The following is a 21,058-nucleotide window of genomic DNA, read 5'->3' on the forward strand; positions in this document are numbered from 1 at the left end:
CTCGCCAGCCTCCAGGCCTGGTACGTCCGCCTCAGCGTCGAAAACCCAGCCCTCGGCTACAAGGACGCCGGCAACGTCCTCGGCCAGCTGCCCGACGCCAGGATCGGCTACGACAGCCACGACCTGGCCGAACCGCCCCCCTTCGCCAGCCCCTACCTCACCCTGGTGTTCCCGCACCCGGACTGGGGCGCGCAAGCCGGCGACTACGCCAGCGACTACCGGCCCTCCCAAGGCCTCAAGCCCATGCGCTGGGACATCGAGATCCGCGCCGACCAGCCCGGCTCGGAAGTGCGGGTGTCCTGGCAGGGCGACCCCCGCATCCTGGCCCGCTCCCGCATCACCGACCGCGCCAGCGGGCGGACCTACCGGGCCACCGACCCTCGCCTGGCCAACGGCCTGGCCGTGTTCATGGCCGACAAGGTCCAGCGCCTCACCTGGCGCTACCTCGGCGGCCTGGGCAAGCCCTGAAACGGCCGCGCCCGCCCGGCGATGCTTGACCATCCACCAACCGACAGGCGTTTTCAGACATGACCGACCTCGACCCCCACCCCCACCACGAACCGCCCGAAGCCGGCACCTGCGACCGCCCCGACCGCCGCCAGGTGCTGGACAAGCTCAAGACCCTCGCGGCCTATACGCCGCCCGTCATGCTCACCCTGCTGCTGTCGCGGCGCGCCTCGGCGTTCTCGACGCCGCCCCCGCCGCCGGGTGGGTTCTGAGCCAGGCCCCACCCCGCATCGCCCGGCACCAGGCACCGCTGCCCTGGTGGCGGACCGCGCTGGGCGATCACACGGTGATGGCCCGGCCCGGGGACCCGCGCCTGTTCGTCCTCAACCCGCTGGCGGCCTGGCTGTGGGAGGCGCACGAGTTCCTCGCTGCTTCCGGCATAGGGTAGGGGGGCATCCTTCCCGCTCATCGCCTGCCCGTGCATAGCTTGCAGACAAGACGGAATTGCTCGCGCGCATTCGCGCTGTGCGCGACCGCTATCCGCCCGCCATCAGCGCCGTCGATATCGAGGGCTGGAAGGCGTCGGGTCGGCCATGATCGTGGTCGATACCAATCTTCTCGCCCCTTTGCTGCTACCCGCCCCGGCGGAAGCAGTCCTGTTGAAAGACGCGGATGGGATCGCGCCGGCGCTTATACCTTCCGAGTGCCGCAACGTCGTCCTCGGGACAGTGCGCCGCAAGGACATCGATCGGAACGACGCCAACGCCTTGCTCGGTGGAGGGCATGAAGTCTCGCGGCCTATCGCAACGCAAGATGGTGGAAGAGCTGAACAACCTAGGCATCAAGACGCCCCAGGGCGGGGATGGCGATTGTTCCAGCTCCAGCTTGCCCGGCTGGAGGGGCGACGATGAATCGGGCTTGCTGGCCCCCGGCACGGCGGCGCCCAGCTTTTCAAAATGAAAAAGGCCGGGATGGACCGGCCTTCTCATTTTGTAACATCTTGTTTTGATTGGTCGGGGCGAGAGGATTCGAACCTCCGACCACCTGCACCCCATACAGGTAATTAGCGTTTTTGGCCTTTTCTGCCTGTCTCAGTGAAACGAATAACGGTAGTCAAAACAAAATGTTATGAGCTTGCCTTGTCACTGCTTGTCTCCTAAAATCTCTCGCCAGCTCCCCCGTTTGTGGGGAACATTGTGGGGAACATGAAACGTGCTCCCCACAGCCAAAATAAGGATACAGGTGGTCGGATGAGCAAGCTTACCGAAAAGGCGCTACTGGCGCTCAAGCCCGAACATAAGGGCGAAAAAGTTTTCGATGACAATGGGCTTCGCGGCGTGGTTCGGGTGTCCAAGGCAGGGGAAGTGTCTGTTTGCTTCGTGTGGCGCTACCGATTCGAAGGCAGGCAAAAAGAACTTCCGTGTGGAACATGGCCGAAGGAAAAGATGTCTGTCATCCGCAAGACCCGAGACCAAGCACGCTCCATTCTGGAATCGGGCAAAGACCCTGCCATTGAACGGCAGGCTGACAAGCTCAAGGAAAAGGCCGAGCAACAAGCCCGGCTCCATGAAATCCAAGCCCAGTTAGCCCGCATCACGGTGCGCGACCTATACGAACGCTGGTGCGCCCTGGAGCTGAGCAAGCGAAAAGATGGTGGGGCAGAAGTGAAGAGGGGCTTTGAGAAGGATGTGCTCCCCAGAATCGGCGAAATGGCGGCGGAAGACGTGGCAAGAGCCCACATTACCGGCATTCTGGATGCCATAGTGGCCCGTGGGGCGAATAGGCTGGCAAACCGCACCTTGTCCGAGCTTCGGCAGATGTTTGGTTTTGCATACGTGCGTGACATCGTGAAGGCCGACCCCACGCACATGCTGAAAAAGGCCGATTTCGGGGGCAAGGAAACGGAGCGCTCCCGCGTTCTTAGCGAAGATGAAATTTTTGAACTTAAGTGCAAACTTCCCGAAGCCCACCTTGTTCTGACGACCGAAGCCGCCGTCTGGCTGATGCTATCCACCTGTTGCCGTGTGGGGGAACTGTCAAAGGCCCGGTGGGAGCACCTGAACTTTGAAGCAGCCACCTGGACCATTCCCGATGAGAACGCTAAGAACGGCAGAACCCACACCGTGTACTTATCACCCTTCGCCTTGCGGCATTTCGAAGCTCTACGAGGCTTTACGGGAGAATTTGAGTACCTTTTTCCATCCCGCGACGGTGGCCCCATCGTGGACAAGGCCATCACCAAGCAGATTGGCGACCGGCAGCGGCCCAACCCATTGAAAAACCGTTCAACCAAGGGCGCGGGGGCGCTTCTCTTATCTGGGGGCAAGTGGACACCCCACGATCTACGCCGAACCGGGGCGACCATAATGGGAGAGTTGGGGGTACGCCCAGATGTGATTGAACGCTGCCTAAATCACGTTGAAGAAAACCGCATCCAGCGCACCTATCAGCGCCAAAAGCTCGAAACCGAGCAGCGGGAAGCATGGCGGATACTTGGGGAGCGCCTGGACCTTCTCACCCGTGACGATGCCCATAATGTGGTGACCATGCCGAGGCGGGCAGCGTGCGGTTGATCTACCGGCAACACGCCATCAAGCGTATGTTTGAGCGATCCATCACACCCAATGACATTGTAGAGGCATTGAGCAATGGAAGGAAAATTGAGGAATATCCGAACGATACTCCGTATCCAAGCTATCTATGGCTAGGATTTTCCGGGAGTCGGCCGATTCATGTGGTCATCGCCGACAATTGGGAAGACGATGAACGCATCATCATTACCGTTTACGAACCAAACACAGCCCAATGGGCCGACAAATTTACCAAGAGGTTGAAACAACCATGAAATGCCCAATCTGTAAGCACGGGGAAACGCGGCCAGGGGTGGCAACGGTCACGCTAGAACGGGGAGGGGCAGCCGTTATTTTCCGCCAAGTTCCCGCTCTCATTTGCGACAACTGCGGGGAAACCTACCACGAAGATGATGTGACCCGTGAACTATTGGAACAGGCAGAGCAGGCCGTTTCTGAAGGTGTAGAGGTGGATGTAAGACGATTTCGCAAAGTGGCATAGCAGCATGAAAACCCGGAAGTAAAGCGGGAGTATGACGCGATGGAACAGGAGTTTTCCATTGCACTAGAGCTTATTCGGGGACGATTGGCGGCTGGGATAACCCAAGCGGAATTTGCCACACGGATGGGCACTACACAAAGCGTTGTAGCCCGTATGGAGAGCTGAGATAGCCTGCCATTAACGCTTTGCAAAAGCATTGGGGGGCGTTCTTGTCCTGATCCACCAGCCAAGCCGGTTGCGTAAGCACCTCAGACATTCCAATTTTCACCTGCGGTGGCCCCGGTTTTTTAGACAGGATTTTACCGGGCTTAAGTGGGCTTCTGCGGTTTAGGCTGCCTTCTGGAGTGGCAGCGAATTAAAGTACACGCTATCCGGGGTCTTGCCGTCAAGCGATGAATGAGGCCGCCGTTCATTGTAAAACTTGAAATAGCTTTGTAAGCCTTGCCTTGCTTGAGAAACTGAGTCGTAAGCATGCAAGTAAACTTCCTCGTATTTCACGCTTTTCCAAAGCCGTTCGACAAATACGTTATCGACCCAGCGGCCCTTGCCGTCCATGCTGACTCGGAGACCTTGACCTTGGAGCAGATCGACAAACTCTGTGCTGGTGAACTGGCTGCCTTGGTCGGTGTTAAAGATCTCCGGCTTGCCATGACGCTGTAGAGCTTCCTCGACGGCCTCGATGCAGAAGTCCGTGGTCAGGCTGTTGGACAGTCGCCAAGACAGCACCCGCCGGGTCGCCCCGTCGAGTACCGCAGCCAGGTACACGAAGCCTTTGCGCATGGGGATGTAGGTGATATCCATGGCCCCTACATGGTTCGCTCTGGTGATCTCCAGACCGCGCAGCAGATAGGGGAAGATCGGGTTCTGCGGATGCTTCCGGCTGGTGTTCGGCCGTCGATACAGCGCCTCGATGCCCATCTTCTTCATCAGCGTGGACACATGCCGGCGGCCCACCTGAATGCCTTCCAGGCGCAGCAGGTCGCGCAGCATGCGGGCGCCAGCAAACGGATGGTTGATGTGCAACTCGTCGATCCGACGCATTAAGGCCAGATCGCTTTCTGAAACTGGCTGGGGCACGTAATACACCGAAGAGCGGGATAGCTCCAGCAATTCACACTGGCGCACCACAGGGAGCTTGTCAGACCGGTCAATCATCGTTTTGCGCTCGCATCGCCGACGCGACCGAGCGCGGCGACTCAAAAATCATTCGCCATCGCCAACTGCCCGATCTTGGCGTGGAGTTCCTTCACGTCTGGCCCGCTCGACTCACTGCGTTCCGCGGCTGTGGCGAACACGTCGCTCGCCCGCTCCTGCAACTGGCTCTTCCACTGCGTGATCTGGTTGACGTGAACTTCAAACTGTTCCGCTAACTCCGCCAACGTCTTATCGCCTTTGAGCGCTGCCAGGGCCACCTTGGCCTTAAAGGCCGCCGAGTGATTTCTTCTCTTTCTCTTCATCTCTGTTCTCCGATTTCAGCCCTTCCTAGGACCGGTGATTAGAACAGAAACCTCACCTAAGCGGCTGTCCTATTTTCCGGGGCCGGCTCTAGCTGAACAACCTAGGCATCAAGACGCCCCAGGGCGGGGAATGGCATAAAACCAGCCTGGTCCGATTGCTTGCCCGGCTGGAGGGGCGACGATGAATCGGGCTTGCTGGATTCCCAAGCTTTTCCATTTGTGGGGAGCATTGTGGGGAACATGAACGAAAAAAGGCCGGTTGATACCGGCCTTCTTAATTTCTAACTACTTGATTTAATTGGTCGGGGCGAGAGGATTCGAACCTCCGACCACCTGCACCCCATACAGGTGCGCTACCAGGCTGCGCTACGCCCCGAGATTTACCGCTTTTGCTGCGAATGTCCCCTGGTTGGGCATTCGTTCAGTCTTCAAATGGCGCGCCCGAGACGACTCGAACGTCCGACCTTTGGCTCCGGAGGCCAACGCTCTATCCAACTGAGCTACGGGCGCGCTGAGCTGCTTATTATACAAATTCATCAGTCGCTTAACAAACTCCGCATTTGCGCCAGCGAGGCGCGGCCGCGTTCGCGCTTGGTTTCGGGATCGAGCGGCTGACGGTCGGGCCATTCCAGGTCGTCCTGCGGAAGCTCGGCGAGGAAGCGGCTGGGCTCGCAGGCGATCATTTCGCCATAGCGCTTCCGGTGGCTGCAGTAGCTCAGGGTGAGGTCGCGGCGGGCGCGGGTGATGCCGACGTAGGCGAGGCGGCGCTCTTCTTCGATGTTGTCCTCGTCGATGCTGGTCTGGTGGGGGAGGAGGTTTTCCTCCATGCCGACCAGGTAGACATAAGGAAACTCCAGGCCCTTGGCGGCGTGCAGGGTCATGAGGCTGACCCGGTCGCCGGCGTCGTCTTCCTGGTTGCGGTCGAGGACGTCGAGTAGCATGGCCTTGGCCACGGTTTCGGCGAGGCTGCGGTTTTCGCCGTCCTTCTCGGCGATGCGCTGGAGCCAGTCGAGCAGTTCCCGCACGTTGCCGAACTTGCGCTCGGCGGCTTTGGCGTCGTTGCTGTTTTCCCGCACCCAGTTTTCGTAACCGATCGCGCCCAGAAGTTCGTCGATGACCTTGAAGGTGTCGCCGCGGGCGGTGCGGTCGGCGGTGTCGGCGATGTGCTCGCCGAAGCGGCGCAGGCGCTGGACGGCGTTGGCGGGCAGGGATTGCTCGAGGCCCAGTTCGAAGCAGGCGGCGTACAAGCTGATGTGGCGGCGGTTGGCATACTGGCCGAGCTTTTCCAGCGTGGTGGGGCCGATCTCGCGGCGCGGGACGTTGACGATGCGCAGGAAGGCGGCGTCGTCGTCCGGGTTGACCAGCAGCCGGAGGTAGGCCATGACGTCCTTGACTTCCGTGTAGCCGAAGAAGGACATGCCGCCGCTGATGTGATACGGGACGCTGAATTCGCGCAAGGACCGCTCGAACAGCCGCGACTGGTGGTTGCCGCGGTAGAGGATGGCGTAGTCACCGAACCGGGTGTTGTGGCGGAACTTGTGGTGGACGATGTCGGCGGCGATCTGGCGCGCTTCGGCGATTTCGTCGCGGTGCTTCAGTACCCGGATCGGGTCGCCGTGGCCCATGGCGCTCCACAGCCTCTTTTCGAAAATGTGGGGATTGTTGCCGATGAGCTGGTTGGCGGCTTTGAGGATGCGGCCCATGGAGCGGTAGTTCTGTTCCAGCTTGATGACCTTGAGCCGGGGGAAGTCGTTGCGGAGCTGGGCCAGGTTTTCCGGCTGGGCGCCACGCCAGGCGTAGATCGACTGGTCGTCGTCGCCGACCACGGTGAACTTGCCGAGACTGCCGGTGAGCAGCTTGATGAGTTCGTACTGGGTCTGGTTGGTGTCCTGGTATTCGTCGACCAGCAGGTAGCGGATCTGGTTGCGCCATTCGTCCAGCACGTCGGCGTGCTGCTGGAACAACATCACCGGCAGCAGGATCAGGTCGTCGAAATCGACCGCGTTATAGGCCTTCATGTGGCGCATGTAGGCTTCATACAGGACGGCCGTTTCCGCCGCGCCGGGCTCGGCGAGCATGCCGGCGCGGTCGGGCGTGACGAAGCGGTTCTTCCAGCGCGAGATGCGGGCGGCGTAGGCGTCGACTTGTTCCGGGTCGAAACGGTGGTCGCCGTGGCGGACCAGTTCCCGCAGCAGAGCCTGCCGGTCCTGCTCGTCGAAGATGGAGATGGCCGCCTTGAGTTCCAGCGACTTGTGTTCGCGCCGGATGATTTCCAGCCCGAGGGCGTGGAAGGTGGAGACCGTGAGCCCCCGCAGCGACTGGTCGTCGGCCAGCTTGCCGACCCGGCTCTTCATCTCGCGCGCGGCCTTGTTGGTGAAAGTGACGGCGACGATGTGGCGGGCCGGCGTGCCCTGGCGGATCAGGTAGGCGATCTTCTCGGTGATGACCCGGGTTTTGCCGCTGCCGGCGCCGGCGATCACGAGCAGCGGGCAGTCCAGCGTGGTGACCGCCGCACGTTGCTGGGGATTGAGGCCGTTCATCGGGCGGCGGGAGCCCGGTCGAGACGCCGGTAGCTGATGGCTTCGCCGATGTGAGCGGCGGTGATCGCTTCGCTGCCGGCGAGATCGGCGATGGTGCGGGCGAGTTTGAGGATGCGGTGATAGGCGCGGTGCGACAGGTTCAGTCGCGCCATGGCCTGTTCCAGCAAGACGCGTCCCGCGCTGTCCGGAATGCAGTGGCGCTCGATCTGGCGCGGCGTGAGGAGGGCGTTGGGCTGGCCGCTGCGGTGAAGCGCCTTTTCGCGGCCGGCGATCACGCGGCTCCGGACCGCGGCGCTGGATTCTTCGCTCGTGGGGGCCGTGTCCAGCAGAGCGGCCGGATCCTGCCGTGGCACGTCGATGTGCATGTCGATCCGATCCAGCAAGGGGCCGGAGATGCGCATCCGGTAGCGCGAGACTTGTTCCGTCGAACAATGGCAGCGTCCGGAGGCGTCGCCCAGATAGCCGCAGGGGCAGGGATTCATCGCGGCGATGAGCTGGAACCGGGCCGGGAAGTCCAGCCGTTGGGCGGCGCGGGAAATGGTGATGCCGCCGCTTTCCAAGGGTTCGCGCAGGACTTCCAGGACGCGCCGGTCGAATTCCGGCAGCTCGTCCAGGAATAGCACGCCATTGTGGGCCAGCGAAATCTCACCGGGCTTCGGCGTGCTTCCTCCGCCGACCAGCGCCGGGGCGGAGGCGGTGTGATGGGGGGCGCGGTACGGCGGGCGGCGCCAGGCCGCCGGGTCGAAGGGCATGCCGCTGACCGAGGCGACCGCCGCGGTTTCCAGCGCTTCGTCCTCGGTCAGATCGGGCAGAATGCCGGGCAAGCGGGCGGCCAGCATGGATTTGCCGGTGCCGGGCGGGCCCAGCATCAGCAGGTTGTGGCGGCCGGCGGCGGCGATTTCCAGGGCGCGCTTGGCCTGGAACTGGCCGCGGACTTCGGCGAGATCGGGAAGTCCCTCGCTTGTCGGAGACGCTTCGGTGCGCGATTCGGCAGCGGCGAGAGGGCGGCTGCCGTCCAGATGGGCGCAGACGTCGAGCAGATGGCGGGCCGGGAGCACGCTGGCCCCGGAGACCAGGGCCGCTTCGCCGGCATTGTCCAAAGGGACGATCAGTTCGCGCCGGGCGCGGCGCGACTGGATGGCGACCGGCAGGGCGCCGGGCACCGGGCGCAGTTCGCCGGTCAGGGCCAGTTCGCCGACACATTCCATATCCGCCAGCCGCTCGGTGCGGAGCTGTTTGGACGCAGCCAGGATGCCGAGGGCGATGGGCAGGTCGAAACGGCCGCCTTCCTTGGGTAGATCGGCCGGAGCCAGGTTGACCGTGATGCGCTGGGCGGGAAATTCGAAGCCGGTGGTGATCAGTGCGCCCCGCACCCGGTCCTTGCTCTCGCGCACGGCGGTTTCCGGCAGGCCGACGATGGTGAGGTTGGGGAGCCCCGGGGAGATGTGGACTTCCACCGTGACTTCCGGCGCCTCGATGCCCTGGCGGGCGCGGCTGTGGACGATGGCGAGCGCCATGGCCGGGTTCAGGCCGGGGGCAGCAACTTTTCCAGTTCGGCGATGCGGGCTTCGAGTTCTTCCAGGCGGGTGCGCGAGCGCTCCAGGACGGCGCGCTGCACGTCGAATTCTTCGCGGCTCACCAGATTGAGGCGGCTCAGCGCGCTTTGCAGCACCGCCTGAAAATTCTTTTCCAGCTCGTCGCGGACACCGAGGAGACCCGTCGGCACGGCGTCGGCGAGGCGTTTGGAAAGTTCGTCGAGGGTGGTCTTGTCGATCATGGCGGTCAGGCGGGAGGTCCGGAATGGGTGAGGGTCGGATACTTTAAGGGTACGCATTCATTTGGTGCATTTTATTGCCGTTGTTTGACAACAAAGGTGCAATTTGTTTGGCGTCGTCCGGTAGATGAGGTCTATGCTGCTCGTTATTCTCTATGGCATGGCTCATGCTTTTCTACCAGTGGAGCCATCGGATCGCGTTCAGCCCTGCCCGGCAAGAGGTCGTGAGGCTGGCCGTGTAAACCTTCAACCAAGGAGACCTGCATGAAATTCGTTACCGCCATACTCAAGCCCTTCAAGCTTGACGACGTCAGGGAGGCCCTGTCCGAGGTCGGCATCACCGGCATCACCGTCACCGAAGTCAAGGGATTCGGACGACAGAAAGGGCACACCGAATTATACCGTGGCGCGGAGTACGTCGTGGACTTTCTGCCCAAGGTGAAACTCGAAGTGGCGATCGCCGACGACCAGCTCGAGGCGGTCATCGACGCGATCACCAAGACGGCCAATACCGGCAAGATCGGTGACGGCAAGATTTTCGTGGCCGATCTCGAACAAGTCGTCCGGATTCGCACCGGAGAGACCGGTCCGGATGCCCTGTAACAACAATAACGGACGATAGGAGACCCCTCAAATGAAAAAAATCCTGACTTCCCTGGCCGGTTTGGCGTGCCTCGGTTTCGGAACCACGGCGCTGGCCGAAGGCGTTGGCGAGATCGTCGAAACCGTCGTCGAGGCCGTCCAGCAAGCCGTTGCCCCTGCCGCCCCGACGCCGGACAAGGGCGATACGGCCTGGATGATCGTCGCCACGGTGCTGGTGACCATGATGGTGATTCCCGGCCTCGCGCTGTTCTACGGCGGCATGGTCCGCGCCAAGAACATGCTGTCGGTGCTGATGCAGGTCTTCGTGATCTTTTCGCTGATGGCCGTGCTCTGGGCCATCTATGGTTACAGCATTGCCTTCACCGAAGGTGGCGCTTTCTTCGGCAGCCTGGACAAGGCCTTCCTCGCCGGCGTGACGCCCAATTCGGTGGCAGCCACCTTCAGCAAGGGCGTGGTGATCCCCGAACTCATTTATGTCGCGTTTCAGTTGACCTTCGCCTGCATCACCCCCGCCCTGATCGTCGGCGCCTTCGCCGAGCGCATGAAGTTCAGCGCAGTGCTGCTGTTCATGGTGCTGTGGTTCACCTTCTCCTATCTGCCGATCGCCCACATGGTGTGGTACTGGGCCGGCCCCGACGCCTACACCGATGCCGCGGCGGGCGAAAAGGCCCTGGCCACGGCGGGCTTCCTGTTCCAGAAGGGCGCGCTCGACTTCGCCGGCGGTACCGTGGTCCACATCAATGCGGGCATCGCCGGCTTGGTCGGTTGTCTGTTGGTGGGTAAGCGCATCGGCTTCAAGAAGGAAGCGATGGCGCCGCACAGCGTTCCCATGACCATGATCGGCGCATCGCTCCTGTGGGTCGGCTGGTTCGGTTTCAACGCCGGTTCCAACCTGGAAGCCACCGGAACCGCTGCACTGGCCTTCGTCAACACCATGTTGGCCACCGCCGCCGCGACGCTGGCCTGGTCGGCCGTCGAATGGATCGCGCGCGGCAAGCCGAGCATGCTGGGCGGGGCTTCGGGCGCGGTCGCAGGCCTGGTCGCGATTACCCCCGCTTGCGGCTTCGTCGGCCCCATGGGATCGATCGTGCTGGGACTCCTGGCAGGCGGCGTCTGCTTCTGGGCGGTGACCAGCCTCAAGAATGCGCTGGGCTATGACGACTCGCTGGACGTGTTCGGCGTCCACGGCGTCGGCGGCATCATCGGCGCACTGGGAACGGGCATCTTCGCCGCGCCCGCTCTCGGCGGTGCCGGCGTCTACGACTATGTCGCCAACGCCGTCGCCGAGTATGACATGCTGACCCAGGTCATCAGTCAGGCTTGGGGTGTGGGCCTCACCATCGTGTGGAGCGGCGTGGTGTCCTTCGTGTCCTACAAGATCGTCGACCTGCTGGTCGGCCTCCGGGTTTCCGAGGAAACCGAACGCGAGGGGCTGGACATCCGCGAACACGGCGAAACCGCATATCACCTCTGATCCTGGATTCCGTTCAGGAACCTCCCGGCAGGGCATCGGAAGATGTCCTGCCCCGGGGTCATGACCGGGGCGACGGCGGGCGAGGCCCTCAACGCCCGCGGCGGCTTCTGCTACCCATCTCACTTCATCGATGTCATGGTCGCAAGGATGGCCAGGCTTCTGTCGTCCCGCTTCCCGCCGAAGAACTTCTCCAGCGCCCGCGTGAAAGGTGCCTTTTCAGCCGCTACGGCCTCGAAGAGCGTCAGCGACGACCGCAGTTTCGCCGCATCGACGCGACCGAAGACCTCTTCCGCGGAATCGGTCTTCAGCTCATCGAGCACGGAAACGCATTCCCTGAGCCGCCTTCCCAGCACTTCGTGGCCAAGATACGCACGGGCCTCCTCGGCGGAACCGATGGCATAGAACCGGGAGGTCGGGCTGAACCCGAGCCCTCGAAGCTGAGGGAAGACATACCACATCCAATGCGTGCGCTTGCGGCCCGCGCGAAGCTCGGCGATCGCATTCTCGTATTCGTTAGCCTGGGCGGTCAGAAAGCGATCGAGATCAAATGGATCGGGCGGTTTTGATGCCATCGGGTAGGCGTCTCGGTAGTTCGCTGACCGGCTCTTTCCTCTTCGATCGTGAACCCGGCGCCGAGGCCAACCTGCCGGTCTTCACGGACTTCTTCGAGGCGTCTCTTCGCCTCTCCATCCACAGGCGCTGGGTCTCGTCTGGCGCGGTTGCGTCCAGACTTTCTACAATAAAATCAGCCAGTTCCTCTCGCTGGGCAGGAGGGAACAGCACCTCGCGCGCGATTTCTTCCAACGTTGCGTTCATGCTGTAACCATGGGCCCCACAGCCTCAAGCTTGAGTCTCAGCCGCGCTTCAGCCAATCCATCAGCGGGCCGAAGCCGAGCGCTCCGCTGATTCTGCGTTTTTCCTGGCCGTTCTGGAGCAGCACCAGGGTCGGGACGCTGCGGATGTTGAAACGCTGGGCCGTGGCAGGAGCGCGGTCGACATCCAGCTTGGCGACCAGTATCTGGCCTTTGAGGGCATCCGCCGCCTGGGCTACCACCGGAGCGAGGCTCCGGCAGGGGCCGCACCAGGTCGCCCAGAAGTCCACCAGCACCGGCAGATCGGAGTGGCGGGTGTAAGTATCGAAGCGGCTGTCGTCCAGTTCGATCGGATGGCCGCTCAGCAGCGCCGTGGAGCAGCGGCCGCATCTGGGCTGCTCGCCGAGCCGATCGGCCGGGACGCGGTTGCGGGTCAGGCAGGCGGGGCAGACCAACTGCATGGTTTTATCCCGCGTCGCAGGCGCTTTTCACGCCCAGTTTCCGCAAGATGCTTTCCAGCGGACAGAGCCGGGTAAAGCCGCTCTGGAACAGATTCGCCCCCACGAAGGCCGTGAACCAGAGCCAGTTGGCGTTGACGAACAGGGGACTGGCTTCCGCGCCCAAGGACAGGGAGAGCAGGACGAAGAATCCGGCGACGATGCGTACCCAGCGTTCGGTGGTCATGGTGTTCACCTCGTTGATTTAGTAACCTCTAATATTGAGCTGGAATGTGAATTTGTAAAGAGGGTTCGGTGAACACTCCGTGTCCGGATTTGCTCCCGAGCCGCATGCTAAACTCCAAGCCTCTTCCCGTGTGAGGCCGGCCTAGACGATTATGCCCTCTGTCCGCATGTACAGCACTGCCATGTGCCCTTTCTGCTCGGCGGCCGAACGGCTGCTGAAGTCCAAGGGCGTGTCCGAGATCGAAAAGATCAGGGTCGACTTGGACGCCTCCAGACTCCAGGAAATGATCGCGATCACCCGCCGGCGCACCGTGCCGCAGATTTTCATCGGTGACCGGCACGTGGGCGGGTTCGACGATCTCGCCGCGTTGGAACACGCCGGCCAGTTGGACGAACTGCTGTCCGGAACGGCCTGATACTTCCATTCCGCTTCCTTCCCCGCTGGTTCGAGGGGTATCCCTCCATGTCGAAAAAAGGCTTCGCTATTCTGGTCCTGGCCGCCTCGCTGGCCGCCATCGCCGGGTGGTGGCGATTCGTCGCGGGGCCGCCGGCTGCGGCGCCGCCCACCGATGTCAGGGTCCCGCCGCCGGCTCCGGTGTTCGCGGCGCGGGTCTGGGCGGAATCGGTCGATGATGCCATCGATGCCGTCGGTACCCTCCGGGCTGACGAGTCGGTCGTGATCCGGCCGGAGGTCCAGGGACGGGTGAAAGCCATCCATTTCACCGAGGGCAAGCCGGTCAGGGCAGGCGAGGTGCTGATCGAACTCGAGCAGGACGAATACCGGGCGGCCTTGGCCCAGAGCCTGGCCCAACAGGAGCTGGACCAGGCCAATTTCGCGCGCATGAAGGCGATGCGCGAGCGTGCCCATGTCAGTGCCCAGCAGTACGACGAGGCCTTGTCCAAGCTCAAGTATTCCAACGCGCTGGTGGAGCGCGACCGTGTGCTGCTGCAGAAGACCGTGCTGCGTGCGCCGTTCGACGGCATCGTCGGCATCCGGGAGGTCAGCGTCGGCGAGTACATCGATAAAGGCAAGGCGCTGGTCAACCTGGAGGCGCTGGACCCGGTCAAGCTCGACTTCAAGGTGCCGGAGAAATATGCCGGAACCGTGGCGAAGGGTCTTGCCCTGACCGCCGAGGTGGCGGCCTATCCCGGCCGTACTTTTCCCGGCGCAGTCTACGCCGTGGACCCGCGCCTCGAGGAGGAAAGCCGCACCCTGCGGGTGAGGGCGCGCCTGCCCAACAAGGATCAGGCGCTGCGTCCGGGCATGTTTGCCCGCATCCATCTGGCGCTGGGGCGGGCGCGCAGGGCGCTGTTCGTTCCAGAGTCCGCCCTGGTGGTGAAGGGCAGCTCGGCTTCGGTATTCCGGGTGGTTTCCGGCAAGGCGATCGCGACCCCGGTCGGGATCGGCGCGCGCTACAAGGGCAAGGTCGAGATCGTGCAAGGCCTCGACGAGGGCGACAGCGTCGTGACCGAAGGCCAGGTCAAGCTCCGCGACGGTGCTCCGGTCACGGTCCTGGAAGCGAAGGACAATCCACCCGCCCCATGATACTGAGCGACATTTCCATCCGCAGGCCGGTCCTGGCGACGGTGATGAGTCTGGCCCTGGTGCTGGTGGGGCTGATGTGCTTCCAGCGCCTGCCGGTACGGGAATACCCCAATATCGACGCCCCCGTGGTCTCGGTCCGCAGCGTCTACAAGGGTGCCAGTTCGGAGGTGATCGAGAGCCAGGTGACGCGGCCGCTGGAGGACTCGCTGTCCGGCATCGAAGGCATACGGACCATGAAGTCGGTCAGCCGCGAAGAGGTCAGCCAGATCACCATCGAGTTCAACATCAGCCGCGACCAGGATTCGGCGGCGGCCGACGTGCGCGACCGGGTATCGCGGGTGAGGGCCCGGCTGCCGCGGGAGATCGACGAGCCGGTCATCAGCAAGATCGAAGCCGACGCCCAGCCGATCCTCTGGCTCGCCTTTTCCAGCGACCGCCACGGTCCGCTGGAAATCACCGACTTCGCCGATCGTTACGTGCAGGACCGCTTGCAGACTCTGTCCGGCGTCGCCAGCGTGATGATCGGCGGCGAACGCCGCTATGCCATGCGGCTGTGGCTGAACCGCGAGCGGATGGCGGCCCACGGGGTGACGGTGCAGGACGTCGAGGCCGCACTGCAGAAGCGCAACGTCGAACTGCCGGGCGGACGCATCGAAAGCGCCCAGCGCGAGTTCACCGTGTTCAGCGAGACCGATCTGAAGACGGTCGAGGAATTCAACGCCCTGATCGTGCGCGAAGTGAACGGCTTTCCGGTGCGGCTGTCGGACATCGGCCGGGCCGATCTGGGGGCGGCGGACGAGCGCAACATCGTGCGGGTGAACGGCAATCCGGCGGTGGCGCTGGGCGTGGTCAAGCAGGCCACGGCCAATACCCTGGAGGTGGCCCGGTCGGTACGGGCGGAACTGCCGAAGATTTTGGAAACCCTGCCGGAAGGGATGAAGCTGGAGGTTTCCTTCGACACGTCCCAGTTCATCGACGAGTCCATCCATTCGGTCTACAAGACGCTGGCCGAGTCCCTGGGGCTGGTGACGCTGGTCACCTGGCTGTTCCTGCGCTCGGTGCGCGCGACCCTGATCCCGTTCGTGACCATCCCGGTGTCCCTGATCGGCGCCTTCATCTTTATTTATGCGCTGGGGTTCTCGGTCAACATCCTGACGCTGCTGGCGCTGGTGCTCGCCATCGGCCTGGTGGTGGACGATGCCATCGTGATGATGGAGAACATCTACCGGCGCATCGAACGCGGCGTGCATCCGTTCCGGGCGGCGGTCGAGGGCAGCCGGGAAATCGCCTTCGCGGTGATTGCGATGACGCTGACGCTGGCTTCGGTATTCGCGCCGCTGGCGTTCATGAGCGGCAACACCGGCCGCTTGTTCTCCGAATTCGCCCTCGCGGTGTCCTGCGCGGTGCTGGTTTCCGGTTTCGTGGCGCTGACGCTGACTCCGATGATGTGCTCACGCTTGCTGAAGCCGCCCGCCGGCGGAGGGGCCGTGCCTATCGAACCCGGTGCGGCATCTGGATTCGCGGAGCTTTACCGGAAGGGGCTCGAAGCCGCCTTGCGGCACCGCTGGGCCGTGATCGGGGTGATGCTGGGCATCGGCGCCGGCGCGGTTTTCCTGTTCCGCGCCCTCAACGCCGAGCTGTCGCCGCTGGAGGATCGCGGCAACATCATCATCATGATCGCGGCCCCGGAAGGGGCGACCGTGGCATACACCGACCGTTACGCCCGTGAAATCGAGGCGATGATCCAGCCGATCCCGGAAGTCAGGAGCTATTTCATGGTGGTGGCGCCGGGGCTGGACCGGCCGAACCCGGTGAATTCCGCGATAGGCTTCGTGCGCCTGAAGCCCTGGGACCAGCGCAAGCGCTCCCAGCAGGAGATCGCGGCGACCCTGCTGCCGAAACTGATGGCCCTGCCGGGGGTGATGGCTTTCGCCATCAATCCTCCTTCCCTGGGACAGAGCTTCCGCAGTCCGCCGGTGCAGTTCGTGATCCAGGGACCAACCTACGAACAGCTCGACGGCGTGGTGGCGCAGTTCGTCGACCGCGCCCGCCAGTACGCGGGCATGGTCAACGCCGATTCCGACCTCAAGCTCGACAAACCGCAGATCAGCGTGCAGGTGAACCGGGAAAAGGCCGCCGATGTCGGGATCGACGTCGATGAGATCGGACGGACGCTCCAGACCCTGCTCGGCGGGCGCCAGGTGACGCGATTCAAAAAGGGCGGGGAGCAGTACGACGTGATCGTCGAACTGGAGGATGCCGAGCGGACGACCGTGAACGACGTGGGCTCGATCTATCTGCGCAGCGCCGGCGGCGGGCTGGTTCAGCTCGCCAACCTGGTGGAAACCCGGGAAAAAGGGGCGGCCAAGGAGCTCAACCATTTCAACCGGCTGCGTTCGGCGGTGCTGTCCGCCAGCGTCGCGCCTGGCTTCACCCTCGGCGAGGCTTTGGCTTATCTCGGCGCGGTGGCGAAGGAGATTCTGCCGGCGGGCTTCAAGACCGATCTCGATGGCCAGTCGCGCGAGTTCGCGGAATCCAGCCGCACGCTCTACCTGACTTTCGTGTTCGCGCTGTTGTTCATTTATCTGGTGCTCGCGGCGCAGTTCGAGAGCTTCTCCGATCCCTTCATCATCATGCTCACCGTGCCGCTGGCAGTCACCGGCGCGCTGCTTTCGCTGAAATGGACCGGCGGCACGCTGAACGTCTACAGCCAGATCGGCATGATCATGCTGATCGGTCTGGTGACCAAGAACGGCATCCTGATCGTCGAGTTCGCCAACCAGTTGCAGAGGGAAGGGCGCCGCACCGTGGAAGCCGTGGTGGAGGCTTCCGTGCTCCGCTTCCGGCCGATCCTGATGACCTCTCTGACCATGATTCTGGGCGCCCTGCCACTGGCGTTGTCGTCGGGCGCCGGGGCGGAGAGCCGGAGGCAGATCGGCTGGGTCATCGTCGGCGGCTTGCTGATCGGCACGGTGTTCACGGTGTTCATCATCCCGGCCGTTTACACCCTGCTGTCCAGGCCGCCGAAGGCGCCGGACGAAGGGAACGAAAGGGCGGCCGGCGTGGTCTAGACTGGTATCGCGCGCGCCAGTGGGCGGCCTTTAAATCAGGGGTTGTCTATGTTAGTCTGCCCGCGCGCAATGCCATGCCGCCGCGCCGTTACGGATGCGGCGTGCTCACGGGGCTTAACGAGTGCGGGCTCCGGCGATTATTAGAATAAATCACTACATTCAGCGAGGGACGTCTCCAATGATAAGAACGAAATTTCTTAAGTGCGGCCTCTTGGCTGCGGTTCTGGGCCTTGGCGCCCTGATTCCGGCGACCCTATGGGCGCATGGCGGCGGTTCCGGTGTCGACGTGGACTCCTGCCGTATCCCGGTGGGCGGCTTCTGGGTCCATTTCACCGCTTATCAGCCGCAGCTCACCGGCACCACCGAATACTGCGACAAGATTCCGGAAACCGGCCCGACCACCCTGGTCTTCGACTATGAAGGCAAGGCGCTCCGCAACATGACCGTCGAGTTCGAAATCACCAAGGAGCCCGAAGGCAGCCGCGTGTTCTACCAAGCGCCCGCCGCGTATCCCACCGGCACCGTGAACGCCACCATCAACTTCACCGAGCCTTCCAGCTATCTGGCGCACGTGACGCTGGTGAACGACGGCCAGAAGATCGACGCACACATTCCCTTCAAGGTCGGCGTCAATCAGACCAGTCTTTCCGGTTCCACCTGGATCATCATCCTGGTGGTGGTCGTCGCGCTCGGCTATATCCTCTATCTCTCGAATGCGGGCTTCAAGAAAGTCGTGGATTCGCTGCTGTTGATCAAGAAGAAAACCTAAGGGTACCGGCCCATCGCCCGGCTGGCCGGGTGATGGGCTCTTCAAGCCCGCTTTTGCATTTTTCAGTCACCGTGCCTTGGTTGCCATGATCATGATCAAACGCTTTTTGTCGGCAGCGCTGGGGTCTGCCTTTCTGGCCTGGTCCGCAGGTGCGCCGGCCGTGACCGCCCTACCCGAAAGCAAGAAGGTCGAGCTCGGCGAAGTCGAGCCGTTCTGCAACAGCGGAGCGCCGGCGGAATGGCGCAAGGCCCAGGTGCTGGAAGGGGTGGAAATCCGGGAGTCCAGGCTGTGCAACCCCGACAGTCCCGCCGAAATCGCAGCGTTCGTGAAGGGCACGAACAACATCTCGATGCAGACGCTGATGGACACCAACCTGGCCGCGGATGCCCTCATCCTGTCGAACGACATGGACAACGACGGCGACCCGGACCATTACATCATCAAGCTCGAAGTCATGGAGCTGAACGGCCACTCCCCGGATTTCGCCGGCGTCGTGCCGACCTACGACATAGCCCCCGGCATCGAGCCTGCGTTCTGGGTGTTCGCGCCCAAGACCCGCGACATGTCCACCCGGAGCTTCGCCAGCGCCGAGGCCAATCCCATGCTCCGGATGCCGGCGCCCGTCATTCGCGTCGAGCAGGGTGACGTCGTCTGGCTGGTGCTGGAGAACACCCATTATTTCCCTCATTCCATCCATCTCCACGGGGTGGATCACCCTTACATGGATTTCAGCGGCGAGGGCAACGACGGCGTCGGCCAGACCAGCGCGATGGACGTGATGCCGGGCCAGAGCAAGACTTACGTGATCAAACCGCGCCAGGCCGGCACGATGTACTACCACTGCCATGTCCAGCCGCATACCCATATTCCGCTGGGGCTGGCGGGCATGTTCATCGTCGAGGAAAACCGTCCGAACAACTGGGTGCAGGTCTTCAATGTCGGCGCCGGACAGGTGCGGCACCCCTCCAAGGCGGTGGCGGAAAAGTACGATGCCGAGTACGACCTGCACTACCAGTCGGTCGACAAGGAACTGCACAAGCTGCCGCAGTCGTTCAACGATCCGCGGCTCATCGCCCGCGCCATCAACCAGGAATACGACATCACCGACGCGACCGACGACTATTACCTGCTCAACGGCCGCGCCTTCCCGTATACCCTCCGGGAATCCCTGGTGGTGGTCGAGCCCAACCAGAAGATTAAGCTGCGGGTGCTCAACGGTCACACCGAAGTGCTCTCCCTGCATACCCATGGCCACAAGGCGGTGGAAACCCATTACGATGGCGTCGAGCAGCGGCCCGAGGCGCGCGTCCGGCGCGACGTCTATACCCTCTCTCCCGCCCAGCGTCTGGACCTGGAGCTGGAAACCGTCGACGATGGCCTGCGCAGCTTCGGCCCCGGCCTGTGGATGTTTCACGATCACGTCGAACGAGCGTTTACGACCGATGGCATGGGCGAGGGCGGCAGCATCAGTCTGATCGCCTACAAGCAGTACCTCGACGAGAACGGTACGCCGCATACCCACGGCATGAGTCTGGCCCAGTATTTCACCAAGACATACTGGGAGCGGAAGATTTCGCCCTGGCAGGAGGTGTTCGACGCCAGCCTCGGCGATCCCGAAACGTTCGTCAAGGCGGAGGCCAAGCCCGCCGCCACCAAGCCCGCCGCTTCCGCGGCCGAGCCGGCGGCGCCGGGCAATACCGGCCGCAACCTGTTTCTGGGGCTCCTGCTGGGTATCGCCGGCTATTTCGCCTATCTCAACCGGGTGAAGCTGCTGGAAATTGCATCCGAGTGGATCGCCGCCGTACGGAATAAATAGACATGAATACCAAGTCGATCACGACCCGTTTGGGTTATTTATGTTCGGTCGGACTGTTCGCCGCCAGCGTGGGCGCGGTGGCCGCGGAGACGACCGAGATCAGGGAGCACACCCGGCTCATGGACCATGGTGACGGCCACCTCATGGACATGGAAGGCGGCATGATCATGGGACAGAACAAGGACAAATTGCCCGGAGGTTGCAGCAGGATCGCCGAAGACGCGGAAATCACCGTTCGAGCGGGCCACAAGTATGCCAAGGACTTTCCGGGGACCATGTACGGATTCAGCGAGCATGAGTGGCGCTTCAAGCCCTGCACCCGCCTCACCGTCCATTTCATCAACGAGGACAACGTCCGCCACCAGTGGATGATGCACGGTCTACCCAAGTACCTGTACGACAAAGGCATGTTCCATCTGGAGGTCACGGGTCCGGCGAAGATCAGCGGCACGCTGATTCTGCCCAAGGAGGACCGGACCTACCTGGTGCATTGCGACATCGCCCAGCACATGGAAAAGGGCATGAAGGGCGAGCTGATCGTGGGCAAGGGCAGCGGCACTTTCCCGACGATCCCCGGCGTGACCGATGCCGCGATCCCGGACAATTACACGCCGGGACCCGACGGCAAGGTGCAACCGGCGGTGGCGCCTCCGACCGCGGGTGCGGAGAAGCCCGGCGAGTCCACGGTGAAGCGGTCGGAACAAACCGGGGCGGCGGCGTCCGACTCCTGGTTCACCGGCAGCCTGGTGCTGGGGATCGTTCTCGGTGTATTCGGCACCCCCATCGCCTTGCGGGTTGGCCGCGAACGTTTGAGTGGCATGACGAGCGGCGATGTGTTGGCCATGGTCGGCGGCTTCCTCGGCCATGTGATCGACATCACGCTCGGCCTGATCAGCCGCCTGATGCACGCGGCTCGCGGGAAGAAGAGGTAGAGCCCCGGACCGGTAACGGCCAGCCGGGACGTTTCGTATTGCCAGAAGAGGCGTCTTCGTCG

The 21,058-nt window shown here is 62.8% G+C and carries 22 protein-coding genes and 2 tRNA genes; 14 read left to right on the forward strand and 10 right to left on the reverse strand.

Annotated elements, in window-relative coordinates; translation table 11 throughout:
• The first annotated feature begins 165 nt into the window (after nt 1-165).
• From GNH96_RS07765 to GNH96_RS16325, 6 genes are all read left to right on the forward strand, one after another.
• On the forward strand, nt 166-468 hold the full coding sequence (locus tag GNH96_RS07765; RefSeq protein WP_169603157.1) for a hypothetical protein: 303 nt from the start codon (nt 166-168) through the stop codon (nt 466-468).
• A gap of 59 nt (nt 469-527) precedes the next feature.
• The gene (locus GNH96_RS07770; RefSeq protein WP_169603158.1) at nt 528-719 is read left to right on the forward strand and encodes a hypothetical protein; all 192 of its coding nucleotides are present in this window, start codon (nt 528-530) and stop codon (nt 717-719) included.
• Between the two features lie 978 nt (nt 720-1,697).
• Nucleotides 1,698-3,020, forward strand: coding sequence for a tyrosine-type recombinase/integrase (locus GNH96_RS07775; protein WP_169603159.1), 1,323 nt, complete (start codon nt 1,698-1,700; stop codon nt 3,018-3,020).
• Nucleotides 3,011-3,292 carry a DUF4258 domain-containing protein gene (locus GNH96_RS07780; protein WP_169603160.1) on the forward strand — a complete coding sequence of 94 codons (282 nt, stop codon included), beginning with the start codon at nt 3,011-3,013 and terminating at the stop codon, nt 3,290-3,292. The genes GNH96_RS07775 and GNH96_RS07780 overlap by 10 nt, the downstream gene beginning before the upstream one ends.
• Nucleotides 3,289-3,519, forward strand: a complete 231-nt coding sequence (locus GNH96_RS16320; RefSeq protein WP_169603161.1) for a type II toxin-antitoxin system MqsA family antitoxin — start codon at nt 3,289-3,291, stop codon at nt 3,517-3,519. Before GNH96_RS07780 ends, GNH96_RS16320 begins: the two co-directional genes overlap by 4 nt.
• A 39-nt stretch (nt 3,520-3,558) precedes the next feature.
• Entirely contained in the window at nt 3,559-3,684 is a 126-nt protein-coding gene (locus tag GNH96_RS16325) for a helix-turn-helix domain-containing protein (RefSeq protein WP_169603162.1), read from the forward strand.
• Between the two features lie 162 nt (nt 3,685-3,846).
• Here GNH96_RS16325 and GNH96_RS07795 read toward each other — a convergent pair.
• The 6 genes from GNH96_RS07795 to GNH96_RS07820 all read right to left on the reverse strand — a co-directional run bounded on the left by GNH96_RS07795 (nt 3,847) and on the right by GNH96_RS07820 (nt 9,293).
• Nucleotides 3,847-4,976, reverse strand: a protein-coding gene (locus tag GNH96_RS07795; RefSeq protein WP_169601147.1) for an IS3 family transposase whose coding sequence is annotated in 2 segments (ribosomal slippage) — nt 3,847-4,718 and nt 4,718-4,976 — 1,131 coding nt in all. Because the reading frame shifts where the segments join, the coding sequence is not laid out codon by codon here.
• Between the two features lie 299 nt (nt 4,977-5,275).
• A tRNA-Pro gene (locus GNH96_RS07800) sits at nt 5,276-5,352 on the reverse strand.
• A 57-nt stretch (nt 5,353-5,409) separates the two neighbouring features.
• A tRNA-Arg gene (locus GNH96_RS07805) sits at nt 5,410-5,486 on the reverse strand.
• Nucleotides 5,487-5,512: 26 nt separating this feature from the next.
• A complete protein-coding gene (rep, locus tag GNH96_RS07810; protein WP_169603163.1) occupies nt 5,513-7,516 on the reverse strand; it encodes a DNA helicase Rep in 2,004 nt (667 codons plus the stop codon).
• A complete protein-coding gene (locus tag GNH96_RS07815) occupies nt 7,513-9,033 on the reverse strand; it encodes a YifB family Mg chelatase-like AAA ATPase (protein ID WP_169603164.1) in 1,521 nt (506 codons plus the stop codon). The genes rep and GNH96_RS07815 overlap by 4 nt, the downstream gene beginning before the upstream one ends.
• 8 nt (nt 9,034-9,041) lie before the next feature.
• A complete protein-coding gene (locus GNH96_RS07820; RefSeq protein ID WP_169604631.1) occupies nt 9,042-9,293 on the reverse strand; it encodes an accessory factor UbiK family protein in 252 nt (83 codons plus the stop codon).
• A gap of 261 nt (nt 9,294-9,554) precedes the next feature.
• Here GNH96_RS07820 and glnK point away from each other — a divergent pair, with 261 nt between their 5' ends.
• Nucleotides 9,555-9,893 carry a P-II family nitrogen regulator gene (glnK, locus tag GNH96_RS07825; protein WP_169603165.1) on the forward strand — a complete coding sequence of 113 codons (339 nt, stop codon included), beginning with the start codon at nt 9,555-9,557 and terminating at the stop codon, nt 9,891-9,893.
• Between the two features lie 31 nt (nt 9,894-9,924).
• Nucleotides 9,925-11,367: an ammonium transporter gene (locus GNH96_RS07830; protein WP_169603166.1), complete on the forward strand. Its 1,443-nt coding sequence runs from the start codon at nt 9,925-9,927 to the stop codon at nt 11,365-11,367.
• A 119-nt stretch (nt 11,368-11,486) separates the two neighbouring features.
• Here GNH96_RS07830 and GNH96_RS07835 read toward each other — a convergent pair whose 3' ends face one another.
• Genes GNH96_RS07835 through GNH96_RS07850 form a run of 4 tightly spaced genes read right to left on the reverse strand, consistent with a single transcriptional unit; the run spans nt 11,487 to nt 12,863 of the window.
• On the reverse strand, nt 11,487-11,939 hold the full coding sequence (locus GNH96_RS07835) for a DUF1810 domain-containing protein (RefSeq protein WP_169603167.1): 453 nt from the start codon (nt 11,937-11,939) through the stop codon (nt 11,487-11,489).
• Nucleotides 11,911-12,183 carry an addiction module protein gene (locus GNH96_RS07840; RefSeq protein WP_169603168.1) on the reverse strand — a complete coding sequence of 91 codons (273 nt, stop codon included), beginning with the start codon at nt 12,181-12,183 and terminating at the stop codon, nt 11,911-11,913. Before GNH96_RS07840 ends, GNH96_RS07835 begins: the two co-directional genes overlap by 29 nt.
• 37 nt (nt 12,184-12,220) lie before the next feature.
• Nucleotides 12,221-12,640: a thioredoxin TrxC gene (gene trxC / locus GNH96_RS07845; protein ID WP_169603169.1), complete on the reverse strand. Its 420-nt coding sequence runs from the start codon at nt 12,638-12,640 to the stop codon at nt 12,221-12,223.
• Between the two features lie 4 nt (nt 12,641-12,644).
• The gene (locus GNH96_RS07850; protein WP_169603170.1) at nt 12,645-12,863 is read right to left on the reverse strand and encodes a YgaP family membrane protein; all 219 of its coding nucleotides are present in this window, start codon (nt 12,861-12,863) and stop codon (nt 12,645-12,647) included.
• A gap of 181 nt (nt 12,864-13,044) precedes the next feature.
• Here GNH96_RS07850 and grxC point away from each other — a divergent pair, with 181 nt between their 5' ends.
• From grxC to GNH96_RS07880, 6 genes are all read left to right on the forward strand, one after another.
• The gene (gene grxC, locus GNH96_RS07855; RefSeq protein ID WP_323848042.1) at nt 13,045-13,278 is read left to right on the forward strand and encodes a glutaredoxin 3; all 234 of its coding nucleotides are present in this window, start codon (nt 13,045-13,047) and stop codon (nt 13,276-13,278) included.
• A 47-nt stretch (nt 13,279-13,325) separates the two neighbouring features.
• On the forward strand, nt 13,326-14,408 hold the full coding sequence (locus tag GNH96_RS07860) for an efflux RND transporter periplasmic adaptor subunit (protein WP_169603172.1): 1,083 nt from the start codon (nt 13,326-13,328) through the stop codon (nt 14,406-14,408).
• A complete protein-coding gene (locus tag GNH96_RS07865; protein WP_169603173.1) occupies nt 14,405-17,479 on the forward strand; it encodes an efflux RND transporter permease subunit in 3,075 nt (1,024 codons plus the stop codon). The genes GNH96_RS07860 and GNH96_RS07865 overlap by 4 nt, the downstream gene beginning before the upstream one ends.
• Nucleotides 17,480-17,690: 211 nt before the next feature.
• The gene (locus GNH96_RS07870) at nt 17,691-18,248 is read left to right on the forward strand and encodes a hypothetical protein (RefSeq protein WP_228720068.1); all 558 of its coding nucleotides are present in this window, start codon (nt 17,691-17,693) and stop codon (nt 18,246-18,248) included.
• Nucleotides 18,249-18,339: 91 nt separating this feature from the next.
• On the forward strand, nt 18,340-20,064 hold the full coding sequence (locus GNH96_RS07875; protein ID WP_169603175.1) for a multicopper oxidase domain-containing protein: 1,725 nt from the start codon (nt 18,340-18,342) through the stop codon (nt 20,062-20,064).
• Nucleotides 20,065-20,066: 2 nt separating this feature from the next.
• The gene (locus GNH96_RS07880) at nt 20,067-20,996 is read left to right on the forward strand and encodes a cupredoxin domain-containing protein (protein ID WP_169603176.1); all 930 of its coding nucleotides are present in this window, start codon (nt 20,067-20,069) and stop codon (nt 20,994-20,996) included.
• Nucleotides 20,997-21,058 lie beyond the last annotated feature (62 nt).

It is taken from the genome of Methylococcus geothermalis (assembly GCF_012769535.1).
Taxonomy (GTDB): domain Bacteria; phylum Pseudomonadota; class Gammaproteobacteria; order Methylococcales; family Methylococcaceae; genus Methylococcus; species Methylococcus geothermalis.